Genomic DNA, 20371 nt, shown 5'->3' with positions numbered 1-20371 from the left:
CATGCGCCGGTCTTTCCGCTCCGGGCACGCATGAACACCCGCTACAACGCCGCCGACATCGAAGTCCTCTCCGGCCTGGATCCGGTCAAGCGCCGCCCCGGCATGTACACCGACACCACGCGCCCGAACCATCTGGCGCAGGAAGTCATCGACAACGCCGTCGACGAAGCGCTGGCCGGGCACGCCCGCGAGATCGCCGTAACGCTGTTCAAGGACGGCAGCTGCGAGGTGTCCGACGACGGCCGCGGCATGCCGGTCGACATCCACCCGGAAGAAAAGATCCCGGGCGTCGAGCTGATCCTCACCCGCCTGCACGCCGGCGGAAAGTTCAGCAACAAGAACTACACCTTCAGCGGCGGCCTGCACGGCGTCGGCGTCAGCGTGGTCAATGCGCTGTCGACGCTGGTGGAAGTGCACATCAAGCGCGACGGCAGCGAGCACCGCATCACCTTCCGGAACGGCGACCGCGCCACGCCGCTGGAAGTCGTCGGCACCGTCGGCAAGAAGAACACCGGCACCCGCGTGCGCTTCTGGGCCGACCCGAAGTATTTCGACAGCCCGAAGTTCAGCGTGCGCGCCCTGCGCCACCTGCTGCGCGCCAAGGCCGTGCTGTGCCCCGGCCTGACCGTCACCCTGCTCGACGAAGCCACCGGCGAGCGCGACCAGTGGCTGTTCGAGGACGGACTGCGCGATTACCTTAAGGGCGAACTGGCCGAGCGCGAACTGCTGCCGCCGGAGCTGTTCGTCGGTGCGCTGAAGAAAGACACCGAGACCGTCGACTGGGCGGTCGCCTGGGTGGTCGATGGCGAGCTGGTGCAGGAGAGTTACGTCAACCTGATCCCGACCGCGCAGCACGGCACCCACGTCAACGGCCTGCGTACCGGCTTCACCGACGCGCTGCGCGAGTTCTGCGACTTCCGCAACCTGCTGCCGCGCGGCGTCAAGCTGGCGCCGGAAGACGTCTGGGACCGCGTCGCCTTCGTGCTGTCGATGAAGATGACCGACCCGCAGTTCTCCGGCCAGACCAAGGAGCGACTGTCGTCGCGTCAGGCCGCGGGCTTCGTCGAAGGCGCCGCGCACGACGCCTTCAGCCTGTGGCTCAACCAGCACACGGATCTGGGCGAGAAGATCGCCCAGCTCGCGATCGACCGCGCCAGCGCGCGGCTCAAGACCGAGAAGCAGATCGTCCGCAAGAAGGTCACGCAGGGTCCGGCGCTGCCGGGCAAGCTGGCCGACTGCATCAGCCAGGATCTCTCGCGCACCGAACTGTTCCTGGTCGAGGGCGACTCGGCCGGCGGCAGCGCCAAGCAGGCCCGCGACAAGGATTTCCAGGCGATCCTGCCGCTGCGCGGCAAGATCCTCAATACCTGGGAAGTCGCCAGCACCTCGGTGCTCGCGTCGGAGGAAGTGCACAACCTGGCGATCGCGATCGGCTGCGATCCGGGCAAGGAGGACATCTCCGGCCTGCGCTACGGCAAGGTGGTGATCCTGGCCGACGCCGACTCCGACGGCCTGCACATCGCCACGCTGCTGTGCGCCTTGTTCCTGCAGCATTTCCCGGCGTTGGTCGCAGCCGGCAACATCTTCGTCGCGATGCCGCCGCTGTTCCGCGTCGACGTGGGCAAGCAGGTGTTCTACGCGCTCGACGAGGAAGAGAAGCGCCTGCTGCTGGAGAAGATCGAGCGCGAGAAGATCAAGGGCCAGGTCAACGTGACCCGCTTCAAGGGTCTGGGCGAGATGAATCCCTCGCAGCTGCGCGAGTCCGCGATCCATCCCGATACACGTCGTCTGGTGCAGCTCACCGTCGACGACGACGTGTTGACGCGCTCGCTGGTCGACATGCTGCTGGCGAAGAAGCGCGCCGGTGATCGCAAGGCCTGGCTCGAGACCAAGGGCGATCTCGCGACACTGGAGGTCTGAGCGCGACTGCAGGCGCCCGATGTCATGGCGACGCACCCGACGCCGGGCGCCACGTCCCGGGCCCGGATCCGTGCGTGATCAGCCGGGCGGCCCGCCCCCGGCGTGGTCGATCGCCGCCGCGAGCATTCTGTGCAGCAACGGGATCAACGCGTCCGCACGGGCCTGGTCCCATGCGAACGTGACCTCGTCCATGTAGCAGCGCTGGCTGATCTCCAGCTGCACCGCTTCGACGCTGGCGTCGGGCCGCCCGTAGTGGCGGGTGATGAAGCCCCCCTTGAAGCGTCCATTGGCGACCGCGTCGAATCCCGACTGCGCCTCCAGCACCCCCACCAGTCGCGCCTGCAGCGCGCGACTGCAGCTGGCGCCACCTGCCGTGCCGAGGTTGAGGTCAGGCAGCCGTCCATCGAAGAGGAACGGCAGGGTGCCGCGGATCGAGTGCGCCTCCCACAGCACCACGCGGCCATGGCGCGCGCGCAGCCGCGCCAGCTCGTCCGACAACGCGGCGTGGTAGGGGCGCCAGTAGGTGTCCACCCGCGTCGCGATCTCGTCCGGCGCCGGTGCCTGTCCGTCGCGGTAGACCTTCCCCCCGTCGAAGCGGACCACCGGGCACAGCCCGGTGGTGTTCTGGCCGGGGTAGAGCGAGAGGTCGTCCTCAGAGCGGTTGAGGTCGATCACGTAACGGGAGTACGAGGGCACCAGCACCGATGCGCCGAGCGTACGCGCGAAGGCATAGAGCTCGGCAACGTGCCAATCGGTATCGGGCACCCGCCGCGCCTCGTCGGTCAGCCGCGCGACGAGCGCGTCAGGCACCCGGGTGCCGTTGTGCGGAATGCTGATCAGCAGCGGCGCTGTGCCGCGGTGGAGGTCGAACAGGGTGTCGCGCATGGGGGCCATTGTAGGGCGCCGGGCCTGCGCTTCAGCGCATCAGCACGATTTCCTCGGCGCTGGTGGGATGGATCGCGATGGTGTCGTGGAAATCGTCCAGTGTCGCCCCGAGTTTCAGCGCGACCGCGAACCCCTGCAGGATCTCGTCGGCGGCGTCGCCGAGCAGGTGGATGCCGACCACCCTGCGCTCCGCGCCCATGCAGACCAGCTTGAAGAGACTGCGCTGCGGGGACCCGGCAAGCGCCTCGCGCATCGGGCGGAAGCGGCTGCGGCAGATGTGGACGTCGTCGCCGTAGCGTGCACGCGCCTCCAGCTCGGTCAGCCCGACCGTCGCCAGCGGCGGGTGCGCGAACACGACCGACGGCACGTTGCCCGCATCGAGCCTGGCATCGGGTCGTCCTCCGAACAGGCGGTCGCACAGCCGCCGCGCGGCAGCGATCGCGACCGGGGTCAGCGCCGGACCACATCCGCAGATGTCGCCCACGGCGTACAGGCCGGGCGAAGGCGTGGCCTGCCATGCATCGACCGGAATGTTGCCCGCGGCATCGGGGGTGATGCCGACGCTCTCGAGCCCGATGCCGCCGGTGTTTGGACGACGTCCGGTCGCGAACATCACCTCGTCGTAGCCACCGCGCGTGCTGCCGTCGATGGCCTGCAGCTGCAGTCCCGCACCGGCCCGGCGCACGGCCTCGAGGTCGTAACCGAAGTGCAGGTGGATTCCCTGCTGGGTGTAGTTCTCCTGCAACTGTTCCACCAGCTCGACGTCCGCCTGCCGCAGCAGGCGCTGGTCGCGGATGTACATGTCGACCTGGCTGCCGAGCGCCTGCAGCACCCCGGCGAATTCGATCGCGATGTAGCCGCCGCCGATGATCGCCACGCGGTGTGGGGCCGACGACCATGCGAAGAAATCGTCCGATACCGCGCCGAGTCCGGCACCCGTCACCGGGGGCCGCTGCGGCGAAGATCCGGTGGCGAGCACGATGTGCGGTGCGCCCAGCCGTGTGCCGTCCTCGCACTCCACCTGATGCGGGCCCGCCAGACGGCCGCGGACCGGCAGCACGACGATGCCGTCCCGGTCCAGCCGGGTGCGATAGCTGTCGTGGATGCCGTGGATGTAACGCTGGCGATCGGTGATGAAACGCGACCAGTCGAACGCGACCCGTCCCGCGCCCGGCACGTCGAAGCCGAGCTGCCCCGCCTGGGCGATGCGCGCACCGAGTTCGGCCGCCATCCACATTGCCTTCTTCGGCACGCAGCCCACGTTGACGCAGGTGCCACCCAGGGCGCCGGGCTCGAGCAGGGCCACACGCTGTCCGTGTTCGGCTGCGCGGAACGCCGCGGCCAGTCCACCGGAACCGCCGCCGAGCACGATCAGGTCGAACTGCAGCGCCTCGCCACTCGCAGACGCGCTCATGCGAACCGGTCCGGCGCGTAGGGCGCGGGATCGAGGCGCGGCGCGCGGCCGCAGATCAGGTCTGTCATCAGGTGTCCGGTGGCGACGCTCATGCTGACCCCGAGCATGCCATGACCGGTCGCAAGCCAGAGGTGACGGGCTCCGGGAACGGCGCCGAGAATCGGCACGTCGTCCACGCTCATCGGCCGCCAGCCGTACCACTCCTCCTCGCGCACCGGCCCCTCCGGCACATGCAGGTAATCACGTGCGCCGCGCACCAGCGCGTCCAGGCGGACACGATTGAGCGAGCGGTCGTACCCCGAGAATTCCATCGTGCTGCCGAGGCGGAAGCCGCTGTCCCATGCCGTCACGCAGACGCTGCGCTCGTGCAGCACCATCGGCCGCTGCGGCACGCGCGCGGGTCTGGAATAGGTGATCGAATAGCCCTTGCCCGGTTGCACCGGCACGCGCAGGCGCAGCGCGCGGGCGAGTCGTGGCGACCAGGCGCCGGTCGCGAGCAGCAGATCGCGTCCAGCGAACGCGCCACGGGACGTGGTCACGTGCACGCCGTCGCGCACCTCGCCGGCCGCGAGCACCTCGCAGCCCTCGACCAGCGTGCCGCCGGCGGCCTGGAACGCGCGCGCCAGACCGGCGACGTAACGGTCGGGACGCAGGCGCGCGTCACCATCGAACCGCACCGCGCCGACCACGCCTTCGCGCAGCGCGGGCTCGCCGCGCAGATAGATGTCGCCGTCGATCATCTCCACCGGGATGCCCAGCGCGCGCAGGTGCGTCGCCTCGTCGGCGAAGGCCGCGAACTGCGCCGGATCGCGGTAGACGTGGTCGACCCCGGACGGCAGGAACTCGCACTCGATCCCGTGCGCTGAGAGCCACTCCGGGAATGCCGCGCGCGAGGCCTGGAGAAGCGCCGCCCGGGCCTGCATGCCGCGCAACCAGTCGCGACGGTTGCAGCGCCGCGCAAAGCCGGCCATCCAGTACCACAGCGCCGGATCGACCCGTGGGCTCACCCGCAGCGGGGCGTCGGGCGACAACATCCAGCGCAGCGCCCGCGCCACCGTTCCCGGCGCTGCGAGCGGCGCCGCATGACTGGGGGTGATCGTGCCGCAGTTGCCGTGCGAGCTGCCGCAGCCCGCCGTGCCCGCTTCGAGCACGCGCACCTGGCGGCCCGCCCCGAGCAGCGCCAGGCCGCTGGCCAGACCGATCACGCCCCCACCCACGATCAGAACGTCGTCGCGACCGGTCACCGCAGGCGCATCCTCATGCGGACGTCGGGGCGCGGCGCCATCGCGGCCGTCGCCCGTAGGTCGCCCAGCGCCAGAGCCACTCCGCCGGCCCGTACCGGCAGGCGCGCAGCCAGACATGGCTCACCGCGACCTGCGCCGCAAAGACCGCCAGCACCAGACCGGTCTGCGCCGCGCGCCCGAGCTCGCCCCACAGCCCCAGGCCATAACCGTAGAACACCAGCGAGCAGATCAGCGACTGCGCCAGGTAATGGGTGAGGGCCATGCGTCCCGCCGGCGCGAGCACGCCGAGTGCACGGGTACCGCGCGGGTGGGACCAGGCCAGCACGAGAAGCGCGACATAGCTCAGCGACAACGGCAGGGCGCCGAGCAACATCAAGGCGGCTGCCGCGACCGCGCGCGACTCGAAGACACCGTCGGTGAACGAAGTGCCGAGGGCCACGCCCGCCCATGTGAGCGCCACGCCCGGCGGCAGCGCGACCGCCAGCAGCCGCCACCAGAACCGGCGGTGCATGGCCGGAGCATGCAGCCAGCCGCCGCGCATCAGCCAGCTGCCGACCAGAAACACGCCCGTCGCCATCGGGACGATGATGAATTGTCCTTGCAGGAAGATCTGGGCGTAGTCGAGGACACGGCGCAGCGTGACCGCCCCGAAGCCGCCTTGGGGATAGATCTGCGCGGCCGCGGCCGCCGACGCGGTGAAGCCCGCGCGCATGTCCGCCATCACCTCGGCCGGCAGCACCAGCAACAGGCCCGCATTGGCGAGATAGAACAGGCCCATGCCGAAATAGAGGGCCAGGCCCACCAGCAGTTGCCAGCGCGGTGCCAGCGCGCGCATCACCATCAGCAGCAGTCCCGCCATCGCATAGGTATGCAGGATGTCGCCGGGCCACAGCAGCGTGATGTGCACCACACCGAAGACGAACAGCGCCGCCATGCGCCGCGCGAAGACCCGATCGACGCTGCGCCCTGCCGCGGCGATACGGTCGGCCATGAGCACGAATCCCATGCCGAAGAGGAGCGAGAACATCGTCCAGAACTTGCCGGCGACCAGCACGTGCACCGCCCAGGCCACCGCGTGATCCAGACCCTCGGCACCGGCAGGGAGGCCGCTGCCCATCTCCTGCATCGGCCGGGAGAACCACTCGACGTTCATTGCGAACACGCCGAGCAGCGCGGCGCCCCGCAACATGTCCATCACCGACAGCCGGTCGCCCGCCGCCACCGGACCGAGCATCGTGGTGGGTGTCTGCATCGCGCCCCCGGAGTTGCTGCACGCACCGCCGGGGCGGTGCGCGGGACCGGCGCCATCGCGCCGGCGTCGGACCTCAGTGCTGGTGACCGCCGTCGCCGTGCACGTGGCCGTGGTCGATCTCTTCCTGCGAGGCTTCGCGCACCTCGACGATCTCGACATCGAACTGCAGGTCCTTGCCGGCCATCGGATGGTTGAGATCCACGTCGACCACGCTCATGCCCACCTTTTCGATGGTCACCGCACGCGGACCGAAACTGGTGTTGAGCACGACCTGCTGGCCGACACTGAGCTTCTGCGCGCCGAAATGCTTCTTAGGCACGCGCTGGTTCATGCCCTCGCGGCGCTCGCCGTAGGCATCGGCAGCGGTCACGTCGGCCTTGAAGCTCTCGCCCGCCTCGCGTCCGTCCATCGCCTTCTCCAGGCCCGGGATGATGTTGCCGTGGCCGAACAGGATGGCCAGCGGTTCGCGGCCGCGCGAGGTTTCCACCGGCTCCTGACCGGCCTCGGCAACGCTGTAGTGGAAACGGACGACGCGGTCTTTCTCGATCTTCATTGGAATACCCGGTGGTGCGGACAGGCCGCTTGAGGAAAATGGCAGGATTGCGGCACGATGCCGGCAGATCGCCGACGGACGCGCCACATGCACCCGACCCCGCATTATCCGGACTCCACCGCGTCCGCGCCAATCGTGTGTGGCGCGCTGGGACTCGCGGCGGTGCTCATGCTGGCCGGGTGCGGTCGGCCGGACGTGCGGCCGGCGTCGCCGCCGGCGTCCGCGCGCCCCTGGACGCCGGTGACACCGGCCGATCCTGCCGCCGCCAACGCCGTCTCGATGCGCGCGATCAGTCTGGTGGGTACGCCCTACCGCTTCGGCGGCAACACGCCCGAAGGCGGCTTCGACTGCAGCGGCCTGGTCAACTACGTCTTCCGCGACATGCTCGATCTGCGCCTGCCGCGCACCTCGCGCGAGCTCTACGCCTACCAGGGCCCGAAGATCGATCCAGGGCGTCTGGCCACCGGCGACCTGGTGTTCTTCGGCAGCGGCGGCAGCGTGTCCCACGTCGGCATCTACATCGGTGAAGGCCGCTTCGTGCATGCACCCAGTACCGGTGGCACCGTGCGCCTGGACCATCTGGACGGCGCGTACTGGCGTGCCAATTACACCGGCTCGAAGCGGGTCCTCCAGTAGCGTCTCCACACGATCTTCACTGAATTGTGTTCAAAAACGGGTACTTGGTCGCATTCATTAATTTTCGTTTAACAATTTTCACATGCTCGTCCGGTAGCTTCCCCCGCTGGTCCGCGACAATGTGAAACCCACGTGACGATGACAGATGCCCAGCCAGGCGCTCGCGCCCACCGCGCCCGCCGTCTCCGCAATGCCCTTGTCGCCAGTGTTCTGAGCTGCGCTGCCGCCCCCGCCTTCGCCGGCCCGGGCCTCGCCGGCGACTCCGCCGACCAGCTGGTCGCCGCGCAGTCCACGTCGGTCGCACAGACCCTGACCGCGCCGCCGGTCCAGCTTCCCCAGCCCGAGATGCTGCTGGCCAGCGACATCAACCAGCTGATCGCGTTGCAGACCGACAAGCCGGTCGCCGCCGACGGCCGCGTCGAGACCCTGCTCAAGCGCGCCCTCACCCTGATCGGCACGCCCTACCGCTGGGGCGGTTCGAACCCCGACAGCGGTTTCGACTGCAGCGGCCTGGTCGGTTACGTCTTCCGTACGGCCCTCGGCATCGACCTGCCGCGCGTGTCCCGCGACATGGCCCAGAACGGCGAGCGCATCGACCGCACCGCGCTCACCGCGGGTGATCTGGTGTTCTTCGGCCGCGGCGGCAACCGCATCGACCATGTCGGCATCTATCTGGGCGAAGGCCGCTTCGTGCATGCACCGCGCAGCGGCAAGGACGTCATGGTGTCCGAGCTCGATACCGGCTACTGGGCCACGCGCTTCCGCGCCGCCCGCCGGGTCGCCGGCGTCTGACGGCAACCACGTCGCGCGAAGAAGGCCGCCCCCGGGCGGCCTTTTTCGTATGTCCTCAAGCGCCGGTGCACGCGATTCCCGGCTGCGCCCGCCGTCCGGGATCAGGCGTACTGCGCCGAGCGCACCAGCAGGTGCTTGGCGATCGCCCCATGGACGCGGCCGATGCCGCGCACCAGGTGCAGGCTGACGAACAGTGCCAGCACGCCGGCGAGCAGGACCAGAGGCGTCGCCCAGAGCGGGACCGAGGCCGACAGCCCGGACACGTCGGACCAGCCGAGCAGCATCCAGCCGTCCATGTCCATGCCCGCTGCGGCCAGACCGGTCCACACCAGCAACGGCGCGGCGACCATGCTCAGCGAGAACGAGAACGCAGTGACGCTGATCGTGAAATAGGCGATCCCCAGCGGCAGCATCATCAGCATGTACAGCAGCGTGCTCCAGGTGCGCACGTCGGTGAACATGTCGCCGATGCGTTGCAGCCAGCTGCGGCCCCGGGCCGAGTACAGCGGCCGCCGTGGCATGCGCTCGCCCAGCATCACCTCGACGATCCGGCCCTCCACCAGTGACAGCACGCGCACCGAGCCGAAGAACAGGATCAGCAGCGGGATTCCGACCAGCACGAAGACGAGCCCCAGCGACACCGAGAGGCCGGTCACCACCCAGGTGAAATAGAAGATGCCGGTGGCCAGCGACAGCACCATGTAGAACAGCGAGGCATAGGTCCTCGGATCCGCGGCGACGCCGAAGAAGCGCCCGGCCAACGAACTGCGTCGCACGGGTGCGGGCGGCCGCAGCGCGGTCTGCACCGTCACCTCGGTGTCGCGGTAGATCTCGGCGACCTCGGCCGGTGCGCCGTAGCTGGAGGCGACAGACGCGATGACCTCGGCCTCGGAGCGTCCCGGCTGCTCGGCCAGTTCCGATCGCAGGTATTCCTCGGCGTCGTAGAGCGCGTCCTGGATCAGGGCAGGATCGGCGCCGGCCAATGCGCGCCGCAGGTGGTCGAGATACTCGGAAATGCTCTGCGGCATGCGGTCGGTGTTCATTCAAGGCTCCCCTCAAGGACGGTATCGACGGAATCGCGGGTGGCGCGCCAAGCGGTGGCCCATTGCGACAGCGCGGCCCGCCCGGCATCGGTGATGGCGTAGTACCGGCGCGGCGGCCCGGTCACCGAGGGTTCCACGTGGCTGTCGAGCAGGCCGGCGGCGCTGAGATTGCGCAGCACCGGATACAGCGCACTCTGCTTGCCGCTGAGCACCCCGCCGCCGATCTGCTCCAGGCGTTTGGCGATCTGGTAGCCGTACATCGGCGCCGCGCTGTGCCCCAGCACCGCCAGCAGTGCCAGCGACACCGTGCCGGCGCTCAGTTCCTTATGGAACTTGCGCAGCGGCGGATCGTCGATGCTTTCGTCCACCAGGGCGGCCCTCCACTGTGTCGAGGTTCACTCTAGTGCGAAGTTCTGCATAGTGGATGTGCCGCTCGTCATGCCGCCCTTCGGCTGGGCACAATCGACGTCCATCCGCCGGAACCGCGCCCATGCCGCTCCCCCTGCCGAATCGTCCACTCCGGAGTCTTCTCGTCGCCGCCCTGCTGTCCGGCCTCGCCGCCTGCAGCGGGACCCGCGGGCCGCTGCAGGCCGAACGCCCGGTCGAGGTGCGCAGCACACAGGCGATCCTCGATGCGTCCGTGCCCGGTGACTGGCGCACGCCCGCCCTGGAGGACACGCTGTATCTGGACCTCGCAGCCGGCCGGGTGATCATCGAACTCGCCCCGGCATTCGCGCCGGCGCACGTGGCCAATCTGCGCACCCTGGCGCGCGAACGGTTCTGGGACGGCCTGACCCTGTACCGCTCGCAGGACAACTTCGTCGTCCAGTTCGGTGACATCACCGAGGACGATGCGCCCGGCAGGCCGCTCGGCACCGCGCGCGCGTCGCTCCCGGCCGAGTTCGACCGGCCCAGTGCCGGTCTCGCGTTCCATGCCCTGCCCGATCCCGACGGCTGGGCCGCGCAGACCGGGTTCGCCGACGGGTTCCCTGCAGCACGGGATCCGCGCAGCGGACGCGCCTGGCTGACCCACTGTTACGGCGCGCTCGGTGCGGGCCGCGGCATGGCACCCGATTCGAGCAACGGCACCGAGCTGTACGTCGTTACCGGCCAGTCCCCGCGCCAGCTCGACCGCAACATCACCGTCGTCGGCCGGGTGCTCCAGGGCATGGAGCTGTTGAGCGTGCTGCCACGGGGCACGGGACCGCTCGGCTTCTACACCGATCCCGCGCAGCGCACGCCGATCCGGTCGATCCGGTTGGCCGCGGACGTCCCGGTCGCCGAGCGCACGCCACTGCAGGTGCTGCGCACCGACACGCCGGTGTTCGACGCCGTGGTCGAATCGCGGCGCAACCGTCGCGACGACTGGTATCTGCAGCCGGCCGGGCACATCGACCTGTGCAACATCACCGTGCCTGTGCGGGTGCCGCCTGCGGGCTGAGCGGACGAATCCCGAACGCGGATGCGCGACAGCGCCCGTCCATCGCACGGCACGACCGGCAGCGGACTGCGGGCGTCCGCCCGATGCCGGCGACACGCGCCGACCCTGCATCGGACAGGCTGCGCCGTCTCGCTCGGCAGGCGCGACGCGGCGACGTGCGGATCGTCACACCGGCTTAGCCCAGCGCTTCCTAGCCTGCAGCTCCCCCGTTCGACGTAAGGAATCCACATGCCCATGCTCCGCATCCGACTGACCGGCAGCGACGACACGGCCCGCGCCGTCATCAACCTGTTGCAGAGCGTGGAAGGCGTCGAACACGTCGAGGAAATCAGCGACCTGATGCCGCACATGGACGATGCCGACTCCAGCTCCGCAGGCCTCAGCGATGTCGCCGGCCCGTCCATGCACGAGATCGAGATCGAAGTCGGCAACCCCTCGACCGAGCGCAAGATCCGCGAGGCCGTGGAGGCCCTGGCGTTCGATCTCGATGCGCTGGTCGAGTTCGAGACCGAAGAGGAAGGCTGAGCCGGCGATGTCGCTGCGCCGCCACGCGCGTGAGGACGCCCTGGTCCACTCGCTGTACGACCGCAAGACCGGCAGCTTCCAGTACGTCATCGCCGACCCGGCCAGCCGTCGGGCCGCGATCATCGATCCGGTGCTCGATTTCGACGCGACGGCCGGGCACGTGTCGACCGGCAATGCCGACGCGTTGCTCGCGCACGTCGAACGCGAAGGCCTCGAGGTCGTGTGGATCCTCGACACCCATCCGCACGCGGATCATGTCTCGGCCGCCTCCTACCTCAAGGACCGCCTCGGTGCACCGACGGCGATCGGCGAGCACGTCACCGGCGTGCAGGCGCTGTGGAAGGACGTCTACGGCTTGCCCGATCTGCCCGCCGACGGCCGACAGTGGGACCGGCTGTTCGCCGACGGCGACAGCTTCGAGATCGGTGCGCTCGAGGCCCGGGTGATGTTCTCGCCCGGCCACACGATGGCGTCGGTCAGCTACATGGTCGGCACCAGCGCCTTCGTGCACGACACGCTGATGATGCCCGACAGCGGCACGTCTCGCGCCGACTTTCCGGGCGGCGACGCGCATCAGCTCTATGCCACGCTGCAGCGTATTCTCGCGCTGCCCGGCGACACCGCGGTATTCGTGGGTCACGACTACGGCGGGGACGGCCGCGAGCCGGCCTGCATGAGCACGGTGGCCGAGCAGCGTGCGCACAACATCCACTTGGCCGGCGGCGTCGACGAAGCGGCATTCGTACGGACGCGCGAGGCGCGCGATGCGACGCTGCCGCTGCCCGCACTGATGCTGCACGCGCTGCAGATGAACATCCGCGGCGGACGCCTGCCGACCCGGAGACCGACGGCCGCCGTTATCTGCGGATTCCGCTCGGTCGGTTCACGCCCCCACGCTGACCGGCGTCGACGCGCCGGCCGGACCCGCGCCGCCCGGCAACGTGGCCGGACTTCGGGCCGACGCGACCCATGCCGCGCGGGCCCGGTGTCCACGCCTCAGGCGCTGGGCAGGCCCTCGATCAGTTCGATCATGCGCCGGCGCTGGTCGGCATCGGGCAGGCGCCCGCGTCCGGCGCCGAGGTTGTCGACCAGATTCGCGACCCGACTGGTCGCCGGCGTCGCGCAGGTCACCGCCGGATGCGAGACCACGAACTTGAGGAAGAACTGGCCCCAGGTGGTCGCGTCGAAGTCCTGCGCCCAGTCCGGCACCGGGCGGTCGGCGACGCGCTGCCACAACCGCGTGCGGCCGAACGGCGCATAGACCAGCACGCCGATACCGCGCTCGGCGGCCAGCGGCAGGATGGTCTCCTCGACGTCACGGTTGTCGACCGCGTAGTCGACGCCGATGAAATCCAGCGGCTCGTTGCGCATGGTCTCGATCAGCTTGGGATAGGCCGGCTTGCTGGTGGACGTAACCCCGATGTAGCGCACGCGCTTCTCGGCCTTCAGCGCCTTGAGCAGGCCGAGCTGGGTGGGAATGTCGCCGAGGTTGTGCACCTGGATCAGATCGATCGACGTGCGGCCCAGGCGTTCGAACGAGGTGTCGAGCTGCGCGCGGGCGCGGTCGGGATCGGCCGTGGCGTCGGCCTCGCGGCCGGCGACGTTGACCTTGGTCGCCCAGAACACGTCGTCGGCGATGCCGAGTTCCTGCACGGCGCGGCCGGCCACGGCTTCGGACTCGCCGTAGCTCGGCGCGGTATCGAAGACCTTGCCGCCCTCGCTGATCAGGGTGCGCAGCACCTCGGACAAGGATGCCGCGTCGTCGCCGGCCGCGCGCGAGAACGTCGCCGAGCTGCCGAGGCCGATCACCGGCAGACGTTCGCCGCTCGACGGGATCGCGCGGGTGATGGCCGCGCCCGCGGGCGCGGCGAACAGGAACTTGGGCGAGGCGAGTGCCAGACCGGCACCGAGGGACAGTTTCAGGGCATCGCGACGGGTGACCATGACGTTCTCCGTATCGGGGTGCACAGGCAACGCCTGCACCGGCATGGCGCCGGGGCGCGCATTGAATGCCGGCAGGTGTCTGCGGCGCCCCGAGTCTGCAGCAGCCCCCGGCCCCAGGCAACCGCGGGCCGGACGGCATTCCGCCCCCGTGTCGGCGGACGAATCCGCGCGCGCCCGGCCACGACGGATCCCGGCCCCCGCTCGGCGCGGTGGCGCGGCCGGGCCGAGTTACGCGCCTCGAGCGCGGATGCCCGATTCGCGCGGCGCAAGCAGGAACCCGCTGCACATCAGGCGCATGCGCCATCGCGGGGCCGCTCGATCGACGGTGCGGCGCTGGGAGGCCGTGATGTGCACCGCCCCATGCGCGCGGGGCGCTCATCGGGTCGCGTCGCGCAGGTGGAAGTCGCGTGACCGCCGCCCAACGCGTTTGCCACGACCGCGCGCCTGTGGCTGCACACCATGGCTTCCCAGGCCGCAGTGCCGTCGAGTCCCGGGCTGCCGCGATCGACGGATCGTGGGTCTCCGGCGGTGTGCAGGGGCCGCGGCGTTAGCCGGCTGCCGACCGGTCCGACACGACGCTGCGCCCGACCCGCGCGCGGCCCAGTGCCCATGCCAGCGCGGTCACCACCAGCCAGGCGAAGAACCAGGGCCAGCTGCTGCCGGCGCGCATCTGCTGCGTGCCGGTCATTTCAGGGTGTGCGCGGACCAGGGCCTGCGTCTCCGCGCGCAGCCGCGCCGCATGCAGGCCGGAGGCTTCGTCCGCGTCGCGGATGTAGACGGGCCACGACGTTTCCCCGTCCAGCAGACGATGCCAGCCGGCACGCGCCGGCCAGACGCCGGCGCAGCCGCCGCCCGATGCATCGGGGAGCAGCGGCACGGGCCGTCCGTCCGCATCCAGCAACGTCGCGTCGTCGCCCAGGTCGCAAACCACCCAGCGCCTGTCGACGCGCAGTTCGTCCTCGAACGCGGGACTGCGTGCGCCTCCCGGCCGGGCCAGCGTCCCTGCCCAGCCGCTCCACAGCGCCGCATGCAGGTCGGCGCGACCGGCGAGCGCCAGTTGCCAGCTGTCGGCCACGGTGACGAGCCCGATCCTGCCGCGACCCACGGCGTCCCAACGCATCGTCTCGGACCCACCGGCAGTCGCACCGGGCTGACCGCTGGCGATCGGCAGTACACCAAGGGCGGGCAGCGTCTCGTCGGCGAGCGCAGGATCGAAGGGCGCGTCGTCGCGACCGGGGCCGAGCCACGCGCGCAGCCGTGCGCTGTCGCCCGGCCCGGCGTCGACACGCCAGTCGCGTGTGCGACCCACCTCGACGGCAAGACCGGCTTCGCGCAGCCAGCTCCGCAATGCATCCGACGGTGGTTGCGGAGCGTGCACGAGCAGTCCGAGACCGTCGTTCACGGCAGTGCGCAGCGCCGCGCGCGCACCGGCACCCAGCGCGTCCCAGGCACGGGCCTCCAACAGCACCAGGTCCTGCCCGGCCAGGCTCGCCGCATCGAGCGGAGGCGCATCGCCTGCGGCGGTGCCGCCGCCGAGCATGACCCGCCAGCGCAGGGAGAGTCCCGCGTCCTCGGCCCAGCGCCGCAGCGCGCGCACGTCCGGATTGGGTGCCGCGGCAAGCAGCAGCAGGCGCACCGGCGCGGCGGCTTCGACGACCACCGGCACCGGGACCCGGGTGGCGGAGGTCGGGTCCATGTCCTGCACCGCGACGACGAACGTGGCGGCGCCGGATTCGCGCGCCGTGCCGGCAAGCAGGAAGCGGCCGGTCTCGTCCGCCTCCGTCACGTCGACCGTGCGCCCTGCCGGATCCAGCAGCGACAGGCGCGCGTCCGCGATGCCCTCGACCCGCCCCCGCACCTCGAAGCGTGCGCCGGGTGCGAGCGTGACCGGCGGCGCCAGCTCGACGATGCCGGCAGGCAGCGCGGCCGGTACGTAGGCCAGCGCGCGCGCGCCGACCGCATCGCGGTCCCGCGCCTCCAGCCCGGCGCCGAACACCTGCAGCGCGCGCACGTCGGGATGGCGGCGCAGGGCCGTCGCGAGGTCCGGGGCGCGGTGTGCGCCGGGCGGAAGGTCCGCGGCTTCAGGCAACGCGACCACCCGCTTCGCAGGCGGCAGCGAGGCGAGATCCGCGCCCGCGGTCAATACGACGAGTGTGTCGCGTGCGAGCGCGACCGGCGGTGGCATCAGCACGCGGTACAGCAGGCCCGCCGAGCCGATCGTCAGAGCGGCAAGTGCCCAGGTGCGCCAGGCCGCCGGGCGCAGTGCGCGCGGCGCGCGGACATGGCCGAGCACCAGGCGCACGAGCGAGCCCCCGACGCCGGCAAGCAGCAACGCGATCAGCCAGTATCCGCCGCTCATGGCACCTCCCCGCCCAGCGCGTCGAGATAACGCGTGCCCATCGCATCGAGCCGTTCACGGCGCGGCGGAGCAGGCAGCGGCCGCTGCAGGGCCTGCCACAGCTGGCCGCGCAGGGCCTGGCGGCACTCGCCGCAGGCCGGATCGCGCTGCAGCGCATCGACCGCGGCCAGCAGCGCGAGGGGATCGTCGAGCTGGCGGGGATGCGTCTGCGCCCAGGTCACCAGCGCAGCGAGATCCGGCGCCTCGTTCCAGGCCAGGGCACGCCAGGCGGCGGCCGGCGCGTCGGGTTCACGCGCACCGGGACGGGGCGCCGCCCGCGGCGCGATACCGTCGCGATCCCCGCCCAGGCGCCGGCCCATGTCCACCGGCGGCAACCGGCTGCCGACCCGGGCGAGATAGATGCGATCGGCCTGCTGCACCTGCTTGATCAGTTCGAGGGCGCGATTGGCGGGGGCCAGCGCCCGCTGCGGTTCGGCCTGGCGTAGGTGCAGTTCGGACTGCCACATCTCGCGCAGGGCGCCGCGCAGCAGCTCGCGGGTCTTCGGATCGAGCAGCGTGGCGGCTTCGGGGAGGTCGTGGGTGTGGCCAAAGGTCTCCAGCACGTCCTCGGCCCGGCCGAACGTGGTGGCGTCACGCGGGGCGTGGTCGTGCCCGTCGTGATCATGGTCGTGTCCGGCCGCGGCCCCGGGCGGCCCGTCGTGGTCGTGGGTACCGTGGTCGTGATCGTCATCGTGACCGTCGTGTTCGCCGTGCCCGGCCGCCGCCGCGACGGACGGCGCGTCCTGCTGGCCGAAGTCGTCGATCGGCAGCGGGCGCCGCGGCGGCGGCGCCGGTTCGGCGTCTGCGGTCGGCAGCGGGCGTCGCGGTGCACCCTCGCTTTCCTCGCCGAGAAACTGGCCGTAGCGCAGCCGCAACAGGCGCTGATCGACGCCGATGGTGTCCGAGCGCGTGGCGAACGTGTCCGTCGCCAGCGCCGCGCGCTGCGCGATCAGCGCCTCGGCGTCGATGATGATCTGGCGCTGGCTGCGGAAATAGGCAGGAAGCACGTCGCGCGCCAGCCCCTCGAGTCCGTCCGCATCCGGGGGCTCGGGCAGCGGCCAGCGCAGGATCAGGCTGGGCCCGGTTGCGGCCTGCGGCTCCGGCGCGCGGGTATCGAGCACGCGCAACTGCGCGATCAGGTCGCCGCCCGGCTGCAGTCCGAGTGCCCCCGGATCGAGTGTCGTCTCGAAGCGGCGTGTGCGGGTCGCCCCCTGTCCGCGCAGCGTCCGCGTGCTGTCTTCGAAGGTGACGTTCTCGCCGGTGCCGCGGGTCAAGGTGAGCCGCAACTGGGCATCGGCCGCCACGCCGTAGTCGTCCTCGGCCTCGAACACCAGCCGCCAGGGGCGGCGTCCGTCGGGCGTCAGGGTCAGCGTGCCGGCGGGCTCGACCACCCGCACGCGCGGCGGCCGATCCGGCACCGCGTCGATGCGGTAGGGCCGTGCGCGCGCCGCAGCACCCTCGACGTCGCCATCGACCGCGATCCGGTAGAGCATCGACGCGCTCAGCCGGCTGCGCGCCGTCCAGACGTCGCCGCTCCGCGCGAAGACGAGCCGGGTGCCGTCGAGGCCTTCGAGCGCGACCGTGGCGGGATGCGGCGCGAACTGCAGGCTCCAGACCAGGACAGCGCCTTCCGGCGCCTGCGCATCGAGGGTGTCCAGCGTCTGCGCCGGCAGGCCGGTGTAGCCTGGCGGCTCGATCCGCAGCGTGTGGCCGAGGAGGACCGGTGCGTTGCGCCCGGCCACGGGTTCCGCCTCCACCGTCGCGCGCGTGTCATCTGCGGGCGGCGACGCAGGCCAGACCAGGGCGGCCAGCGCGAGCGCCGCGCCGACCGAGCAGGCCAGCACCAGGCGGCGCTTCGGCCATGCGGGCCCCGGTGGCATCGTCGGATGGTCTGTGATGCGCGCGGTGAGGCGGCTCCGCTGCAGGCCGTGCAGCGGTGCCAGGCCCTGCGGGTCTGCGAACAGCAGCGCGGCACTGTCCTCCATGTCGGAGCGCGCGGCGTCGAGCGCGCGTGCCAGCCAGGCCTCGTCGTAGCGGCGCACGCGCCACAGGGCCGCGAACACTGCCGTCACGAGGCCGGCCACGCCGACCGCGACGGCGCCGGCCACGCCCGCGACGCGTACGGCGATCGCGCAGGCGGCGACCACGAGCGGCATTCCGAGCGCCAGGTCCTGCAGGCCCGCGCGCAGACGTGCAGCGCGCAGCGCATGCTGCAGTCGCGTCCCCGCACTCATGCGCGTGCGCACCGGTGCGGCGCGGCCGCGAGCCAACGTTCGATCACGAAGACCAGGGCGAGCAGCAGCGCCAGCCACGGCTGCAACGCGTGCACGCCGGTGTCGCGCGGCGCACCGCGGGCGAGCGCGGCCTGCTGCGGCGCGTGGCTCGCGGCGTCGACGCGCATCGGCACAGGCGGCGGGCTCACCGCAGCGCGCAGGCGTCGCGCGAATCCCCCATCCAGCGTGTCCGGCAGCGTCGTGGGCGAGAGCGGGCGGTCGAAGCGGAGGACGCGACCGGCGCCGAGCCGCGCGACCGACAGCAGCGCGCGGCCATCCACGTCGTGCCAACGCCGCGCCCACTGCGCCCCCTCCACCTCCGTGTCCGGTGGCAGCAGCAGCGCGCCGCCGGCGGCGACCCATGCATGTACGTCCGGCGGCAGGGGCCCGGCATGCCACCAGGCGAGGACGCTGCCGGCAGCGGGCAGACTCTGGTCGGACGTGATGTCCGGGGTCGAGGGCAGCGCGTCCTGCTGCCAGGCCAGCGCGACGGCGCGCAGGATGGCGAGTGCGGCTGGATCGGCTCCGTCGTGGCGGATCGCCAATGCAGCGGTCACGGGCGGATGCGTCACCGGCGCATCGGATGCCGGCATGTCCTGCGTCACCACCCGCCACTCGACCGGACGACCGAGCACGATGCGCTGGGCATCGACCGGCGCGAGTACCGGCGGCACTGCAACCGTCAGCGCGACGCCCCCGGGCAGATCGGCGTCCAGCTCGCGCAGCAGGCTGGACAACGGGATCGCGGTATCCGCCATTCGAGGTGGATGCCCGGCGTCCCCGATCGCCGGAAACCCGGCCACCAGCCAGCGGCGTTCGCTGCCCGCGTCGAACCCGGACAGCTGCGCCGGATCGAGCCCGGGTGCAACCACGAGCACGCGATCCGGCAGGGTGCCGTCACGCCAGACCGGTTGCGCGAGCCAGAGCGCGAGCAAGCCCAGCAGCAGAACCCGCGCCAGCAGCAGGGGCCAGTCTTCGAGGCGCAAGCGCTGCCGCGGACGCGGGCGCTGCCGCAGCCAGCGCAGGGCGGCGAAGGGGGTGGGGCGCTGCTCGCTGCGCCGCGCCAGATGCAGCAGCAGCGGCAGCGCCCAGGCCGCCAGGGCCGCGAGCGCGGCGGGCAGGAGCAGGCCAAGCCCCATCGATCAGGCCCCGGCCACGCGGGTGTCGAACAGACGGCGCAGCACCGCATCGGGCGCCGCGTCGAGCACGTGCCGCGCGTGCCGGATGCCGGCGCCCTCGAGCCGCGCATCGAGCATGCGCAGCGCCGCGTCGAACCGGGCGAGGTAGTCGCGGCGCAGCGCCGGACCGTCGCCGAGCACGGCCTCGCCGGTCTCCGGATCCACGAACCGGCGCCCGTCGCGGAACGGAAACTCGCGTTCTTCGACCGTCAGCACCTGCAGGGCGATCACCTCGCGCCCGGTGGATGCCAACCGCTCCACCGCGTCGACCGCTGCGACGTCGAACCAGTCGCCGAGTGCGATGACGAGGTCGCCGCGCGCAATGCGCGCCCACTCCGGCGCCCGCTCTGCCCGCTCCGGCCATGCTCCCGCGGCCGACACCGCCTGCAGCGCATGGCGCAAGCGCCCGCGCTGGCGTGGTCCGGCGGCCGGCTCCACCGGCGCCGCACCGGGCGCGGGACACAGCAGCAGCCCACAGGCATCGCCCTGGGCCAGGGCGATCTCGACCACGCACAGCGCCAGCTCGCGCGCCGCATCCAGCCGCGTCCACGCCGGGCGCGCTTCGTCGGCCTGGGCCATCGATGCGCTGGTGTCGAGCAGCACCCAGATCCGCAGCGGGCTCTCGCGCTCGGCCTCGCGCACGAACAGGCGGTCGCTGCGCGCGTAGAGCTTCCAGTCGATGCGGCGCGGCTCGTCACCCTGTTCGTAGGGCCGGTACTGGGCGAACTCGACCCCGACGCCGCGACTGCGGCTGGCGTGCAGGCCGATGCCGTGGCCGCCCATCGCCCGACGCGGCAGGATGCGCAGCCCGCGCAGCCGCGCGCGCAGCGCGGGCGCCAGCCCATCCGCCGAATCCAGCACCGGGCCCACGAG

17 protein-coding genes and 1 pseudogene are annotated in these 20371 nt (G+C 71.4%); 6 read left to right on the top strand and 12 right to left on the bottom strand.

Annotated features, from left to right (window positions below; genetic code table 11):
- Positions 1-30 precede the first annotated feature (30 nt).
- Complete coding sequence (parE, locus tag H0E82_RS13550) at positions 31-1920, top strand: DNA topoisomerase IV subunit B (protein ID WP_180545979.1); 1890 nt, start codon at positions 31-33, stop codon at positions 1918-1920.
- Positions 1921-1998: 78 nt separating this feature from the next.
- Here parE and hutG read toward each other — a convergent pair whose 3' ends face one another.
- The 5 genes from hutG to H0E82_RS13525 form a co-directional block, all read right to left on the bottom strand.
- Positions 1999-2805, bottom strand: a complete 807-nt coding sequence (gene hutG / locus H0E82_RS13545) for an N-formylglutamate deformylase (protein ID WP_425600346.1) — start codon at positions 2803-2805, stop codon at positions 1999-2001.
- A gap of 31 nt (positions 2806-2836) precedes the next feature.
- Positions 2837-4219 (bottom strand): glutathione-disulfide reductase, encoded by a 1383-nt coding sequence (gene gorA / locus H0E82_RS13540; RefSeq protein WP_180545977.1) that lies wholly within the window; start codon positions 4217-4219, stop codon positions 2837-2839.
- Positions 4216-5463, bottom strand: a complete 1248-nt coding sequence (locus tag H0E82_RS13535; RefSeq protein ID WP_328797038.1) for an NAD(P)/FAD-dependent oxidoreductase — start codon at positions 5461-5463, stop codon at positions 4216-4218. Before H0E82_RS13535 ends, gorA begins: the two co-directional genes overlap by 4 nt.
- A gap of 13 nt (positions 5464-5476) precedes the next feature.
- Positions 5477-6715, bottom strand: coding sequence for a DUF418 domain-containing protein (locus tag H0E82_RS13530; protein ID WP_180545975.1), 1239 nt, complete (start codon positions 6713-6715; stop codon positions 5477-5479).
- Between the two features lie 73 nt (positions 6716-6788).
- Positions 6789-7268, bottom strand: coding sequence for an FKBP-type peptidyl-prolyl cis-trans isomerase (locus tag H0E82_RS13525; RefSeq protein WP_180545974.1), 480 nt, complete (start codon positions 7266-7268; stop codon positions 6789-6791).
- Positions 7269-7355: 87 nt separating this feature from the next.
- Here H0E82_RS13525 and H0E82_RS13520 point away from each other — a divergent pair, with 87 nt between their 5' ends.
- Together H0E82_RS13520 and H0E82_RS13515 are read left to right on the top strand one after the other, a co-directional pair.
- The gene (locus H0E82_RS13520; RefSeq protein WP_180545973.1) at positions 7356-7904 is read left to right on the top strand and encodes a C40 family peptidase; all 549 of its coding nucleotides are present in this window, start codon (positions 7356-7358) and stop codon (positions 7902-7904) included.
- Positions 7905-8042: 138 nt separating this feature from the next.
- Positions 8043-8696, top strand: coding sequence for a C40 family peptidase (locus tag H0E82_RS13515; protein ID WP_180546569.1), 654 nt, complete (start codon positions 8043-8045; stop codon positions 8694-8696).
- 101 nt (positions 8697-8797) lie between these two features.
- Here H0E82_RS13515 and H0E82_RS13510 read toward each other — a convergent pair whose 3' ends face one another.
- Both H0E82_RS13510 and H0E82_RS13505 read right to left on the bottom strand, forming a co-directional pair.
- Complete coding sequence (locus tag H0E82_RS13510; RefSeq protein ID WP_180545972.1) at positions 8798-9739, bottom strand: sensor domain-containing protein; 942 nt, start codon at positions 9737-9739, stop codon at positions 8798-8800.
- A complete protein-coding gene (locus H0E82_RS13505) occupies positions 9736-10107 on the bottom strand; it encodes a PadR family transcriptional regulator (protein ID WP_180545971.1) in 372 nt (123 codons plus the stop codon). Before H0E82_RS13505 ends, H0E82_RS13510 begins: the two co-directional genes overlap by 4 nt.
- Before the next feature lie 122 nt (positions 10108-10229).
- Here H0E82_RS13505 and H0E82_RS13500 point away from each other — a divergent pair, with 122 nt between their 5' ends.
- The 3 genes and pseudogenes from H0E82_RS13500 to H0E82_RS16870 form a co-directional block, all read left to right on the top strand.
- On the top strand, positions 10230-11180 hold the full coding sequence (locus tag H0E82_RS13500) for a peptidylprolyl isomerase (protein ID WP_235974317.1): 951 nt from the start codon (positions 10230-10232) through the stop codon (positions 11178-11180).
- A 228-nt stretch (positions 11181-11408) separates the two neighbouring features.
- Positions 11409-11705, top strand: a complete 297-nt coding sequence (locus H0E82_RS16715; RefSeq protein ID WP_219338548.1) for a hypothetical protein — start codon at positions 11409-11411, stop codon at positions 11703-11705.
- Positions 11668-12285, top strand: a pseudogene (locus H0E82_RS16870) (MBL fold metallo-hydrolase); the annotation flags it as partial. The gene H0E82_RS16715 and the pseudogene H0E82_RS16870, both read left to right, overlap by 38 nt.
- A gap of 416 nt (positions 12286-12701) precedes the next feature.
- Here the strand turns inward: H0E82_RS16870 and H0E82_RS13490 are convergent.
- The 5 genes from H0E82_RS13490 to H0E82_RS13470 form a co-directional block, all read right to left on the bottom strand.
- A complete protein-coding gene (locus tag H0E82_RS13490) occupies positions 12702-13649 on the bottom strand; it encodes an aldo/keto reductase (RefSeq protein WP_180545969.1) in 948 nt (315 codons plus the stop codon).
- A 547-nt stretch (positions 13650-14196) separates the two neighbouring features.
- On the bottom strand, positions 14197-16008 hold the full coding sequence (locus H0E82_RS13485) for a carboxypeptidase regulatory-like domain-containing protein (RefSeq protein WP_180545968.1): 1812 nt from the start codon (positions 16006-16008) through the stop codon (positions 14197-14199).
- Positions 16005-18281, bottom strand: coding sequence for a DUF4175 domain-containing protein (locus H0E82_RS13480; RefSeq protein WP_235974316.1), 2277 nt, complete (start codon positions 18279-18281; stop codon positions 16005-16007). The genes H0E82_RS13485 and H0E82_RS13480 overlap by 4 nt, the downstream gene beginning before the upstream one ends.
- Positions 18278-19459 carry a BatA domain-containing protein gene (locus H0E82_RS13475; RefSeq protein WP_180545967.1) on the bottom strand — a complete coding sequence of 394 codons (1182 nt, stop codon included), beginning with the start codon at positions 19457-19459 and terminating at the stop codon, positions 18278-18280. The genes H0E82_RS13480 and H0E82_RS13475 overlap by 4 nt, the downstream gene beginning before the upstream one ends.
- Positions 19460-19462: 3 nt before the next feature.
- Positions 19463-20359 (bottom strand): DUF58 domain-containing protein, encoded by an 897-nt coding sequence (locus H0E82_RS13470; RefSeq protein WP_328797074.1) that lies wholly within the window; start codon positions 20357-20359, stop codon positions 19463-19465.
- Positions 20360-20371 lie beyond the last annotated feature (12 nt).

The organism is Luteimonas deserti (genome assembly GCF_013425765.1).
Taxonomy (GTDB): domain Bacteria; phylum Pseudomonadota; class Gammaproteobacteria; order Xanthomonadales; family Xanthomonadaceae; genus Luteimonas; species Luteimonas deserti.
Note: the sequence above shows the minus strand (reverse complement) of the source record. Positions and strands in the feature narration are given on the sequence as shown.

Bases quoted from the DNA above. Each gene is read 5' to 3' on its own strand.
- H0E82_RS13510 (WP_180545972.1), bottom strand. From the start codon at position 9,739: ATGAACACCGACCGCATGCCGCAGAGCATTTCCGAGTATCTCGACCAC.
- H0E82_RS13530 (WP_180545975.1), bottom strand. From the start codon at position 6,715: ATGCAGACACCCACCACGATGCTCGGTCCGGTGGCGGCGGGCGACCGG.
- H0E82_RS13490 (WP_180545969.1), bottom strand. From the start codon at position 13,649: ATGGTCACCCGTCGCGATGCCCTGAAACTGTCCCTCGGTGCCGGTCTG.
- parE (WP_180545979.1), top strand. From the start codon at position 31: ATGAACACCCGCTACAACGCCGCCGACATCGAAGTCCTCTCCGGCCTG.
- H0E82_RS13475 (WP_180545967.1), bottom strand. From the start codon at position 19,459: ATGGGGCTTGGCCTGCTCCTGCCCGCCGCGCTCGCGGCCCTGGCGGCC.
- H0E82_RS13485 (WP_180545968.1), bottom strand. From the start codon at position 16,008: ATGAGCGGCGGATACTGGCTGATCGCGTTGCTGCTTGCCGGCGTCGGG.
- H0E82_RS16715 (WP_219338548.1), top strand. From the start codon at position 11,409: ATGCCCATGCTCCGCATCCGACTGACCGGCAGCGACGACACGGCCCGC.
- H0E82_RS13515 (WP_180546569.1), top strand. From the start codon at position 8,043: ATGACAGATGCCCAGCCAGGCGCTCGCGCCCACCGCGCCCGCCGTCTC.
- gorA (WP_180545977.1), bottom strand. From the start codon at position 4,219: ATGAGCGCGTCTGCGAGTGGCGAGGCGCTGCAGTTCGACCTGATCGTG.
- H0E82_RS13480 (WP_235974316.1), bottom strand. From the start codon at position 18,281: ATGAGTGCGGGGACGCGACTGCAGCATGCGCTGCGCGCTGCACGTCTG.
- H0E82_RS13525 (WP_180545974.1), bottom strand. From the start codon at position 7,268: ATGAAGATCGAGAAAGACCGCGTCGTCCGTTTCCACTACAGCGTTGCC.
- hutG (WP_425600346.1), bottom strand. From the start codon at position 2,805: ATGCGCGACACCCTGTTCGACCTCCACCGCGGCACAGCGCCGCTGCTG.
- H0E82_RS13500 (WP_235974317.1), top strand. From the start codon at position 10,230: ATGCCGCTCCCCCTGCCGAATCGTCCACTCCGGAGTCTTCTCGTCGCC.
- H0E82_RS13520 (WP_180545973.1), top strand. From the start codon at position 7,356: ATGCACCCGACCCCGCATTATCCGGACTCCACCGCGTCCGCGCCAATC.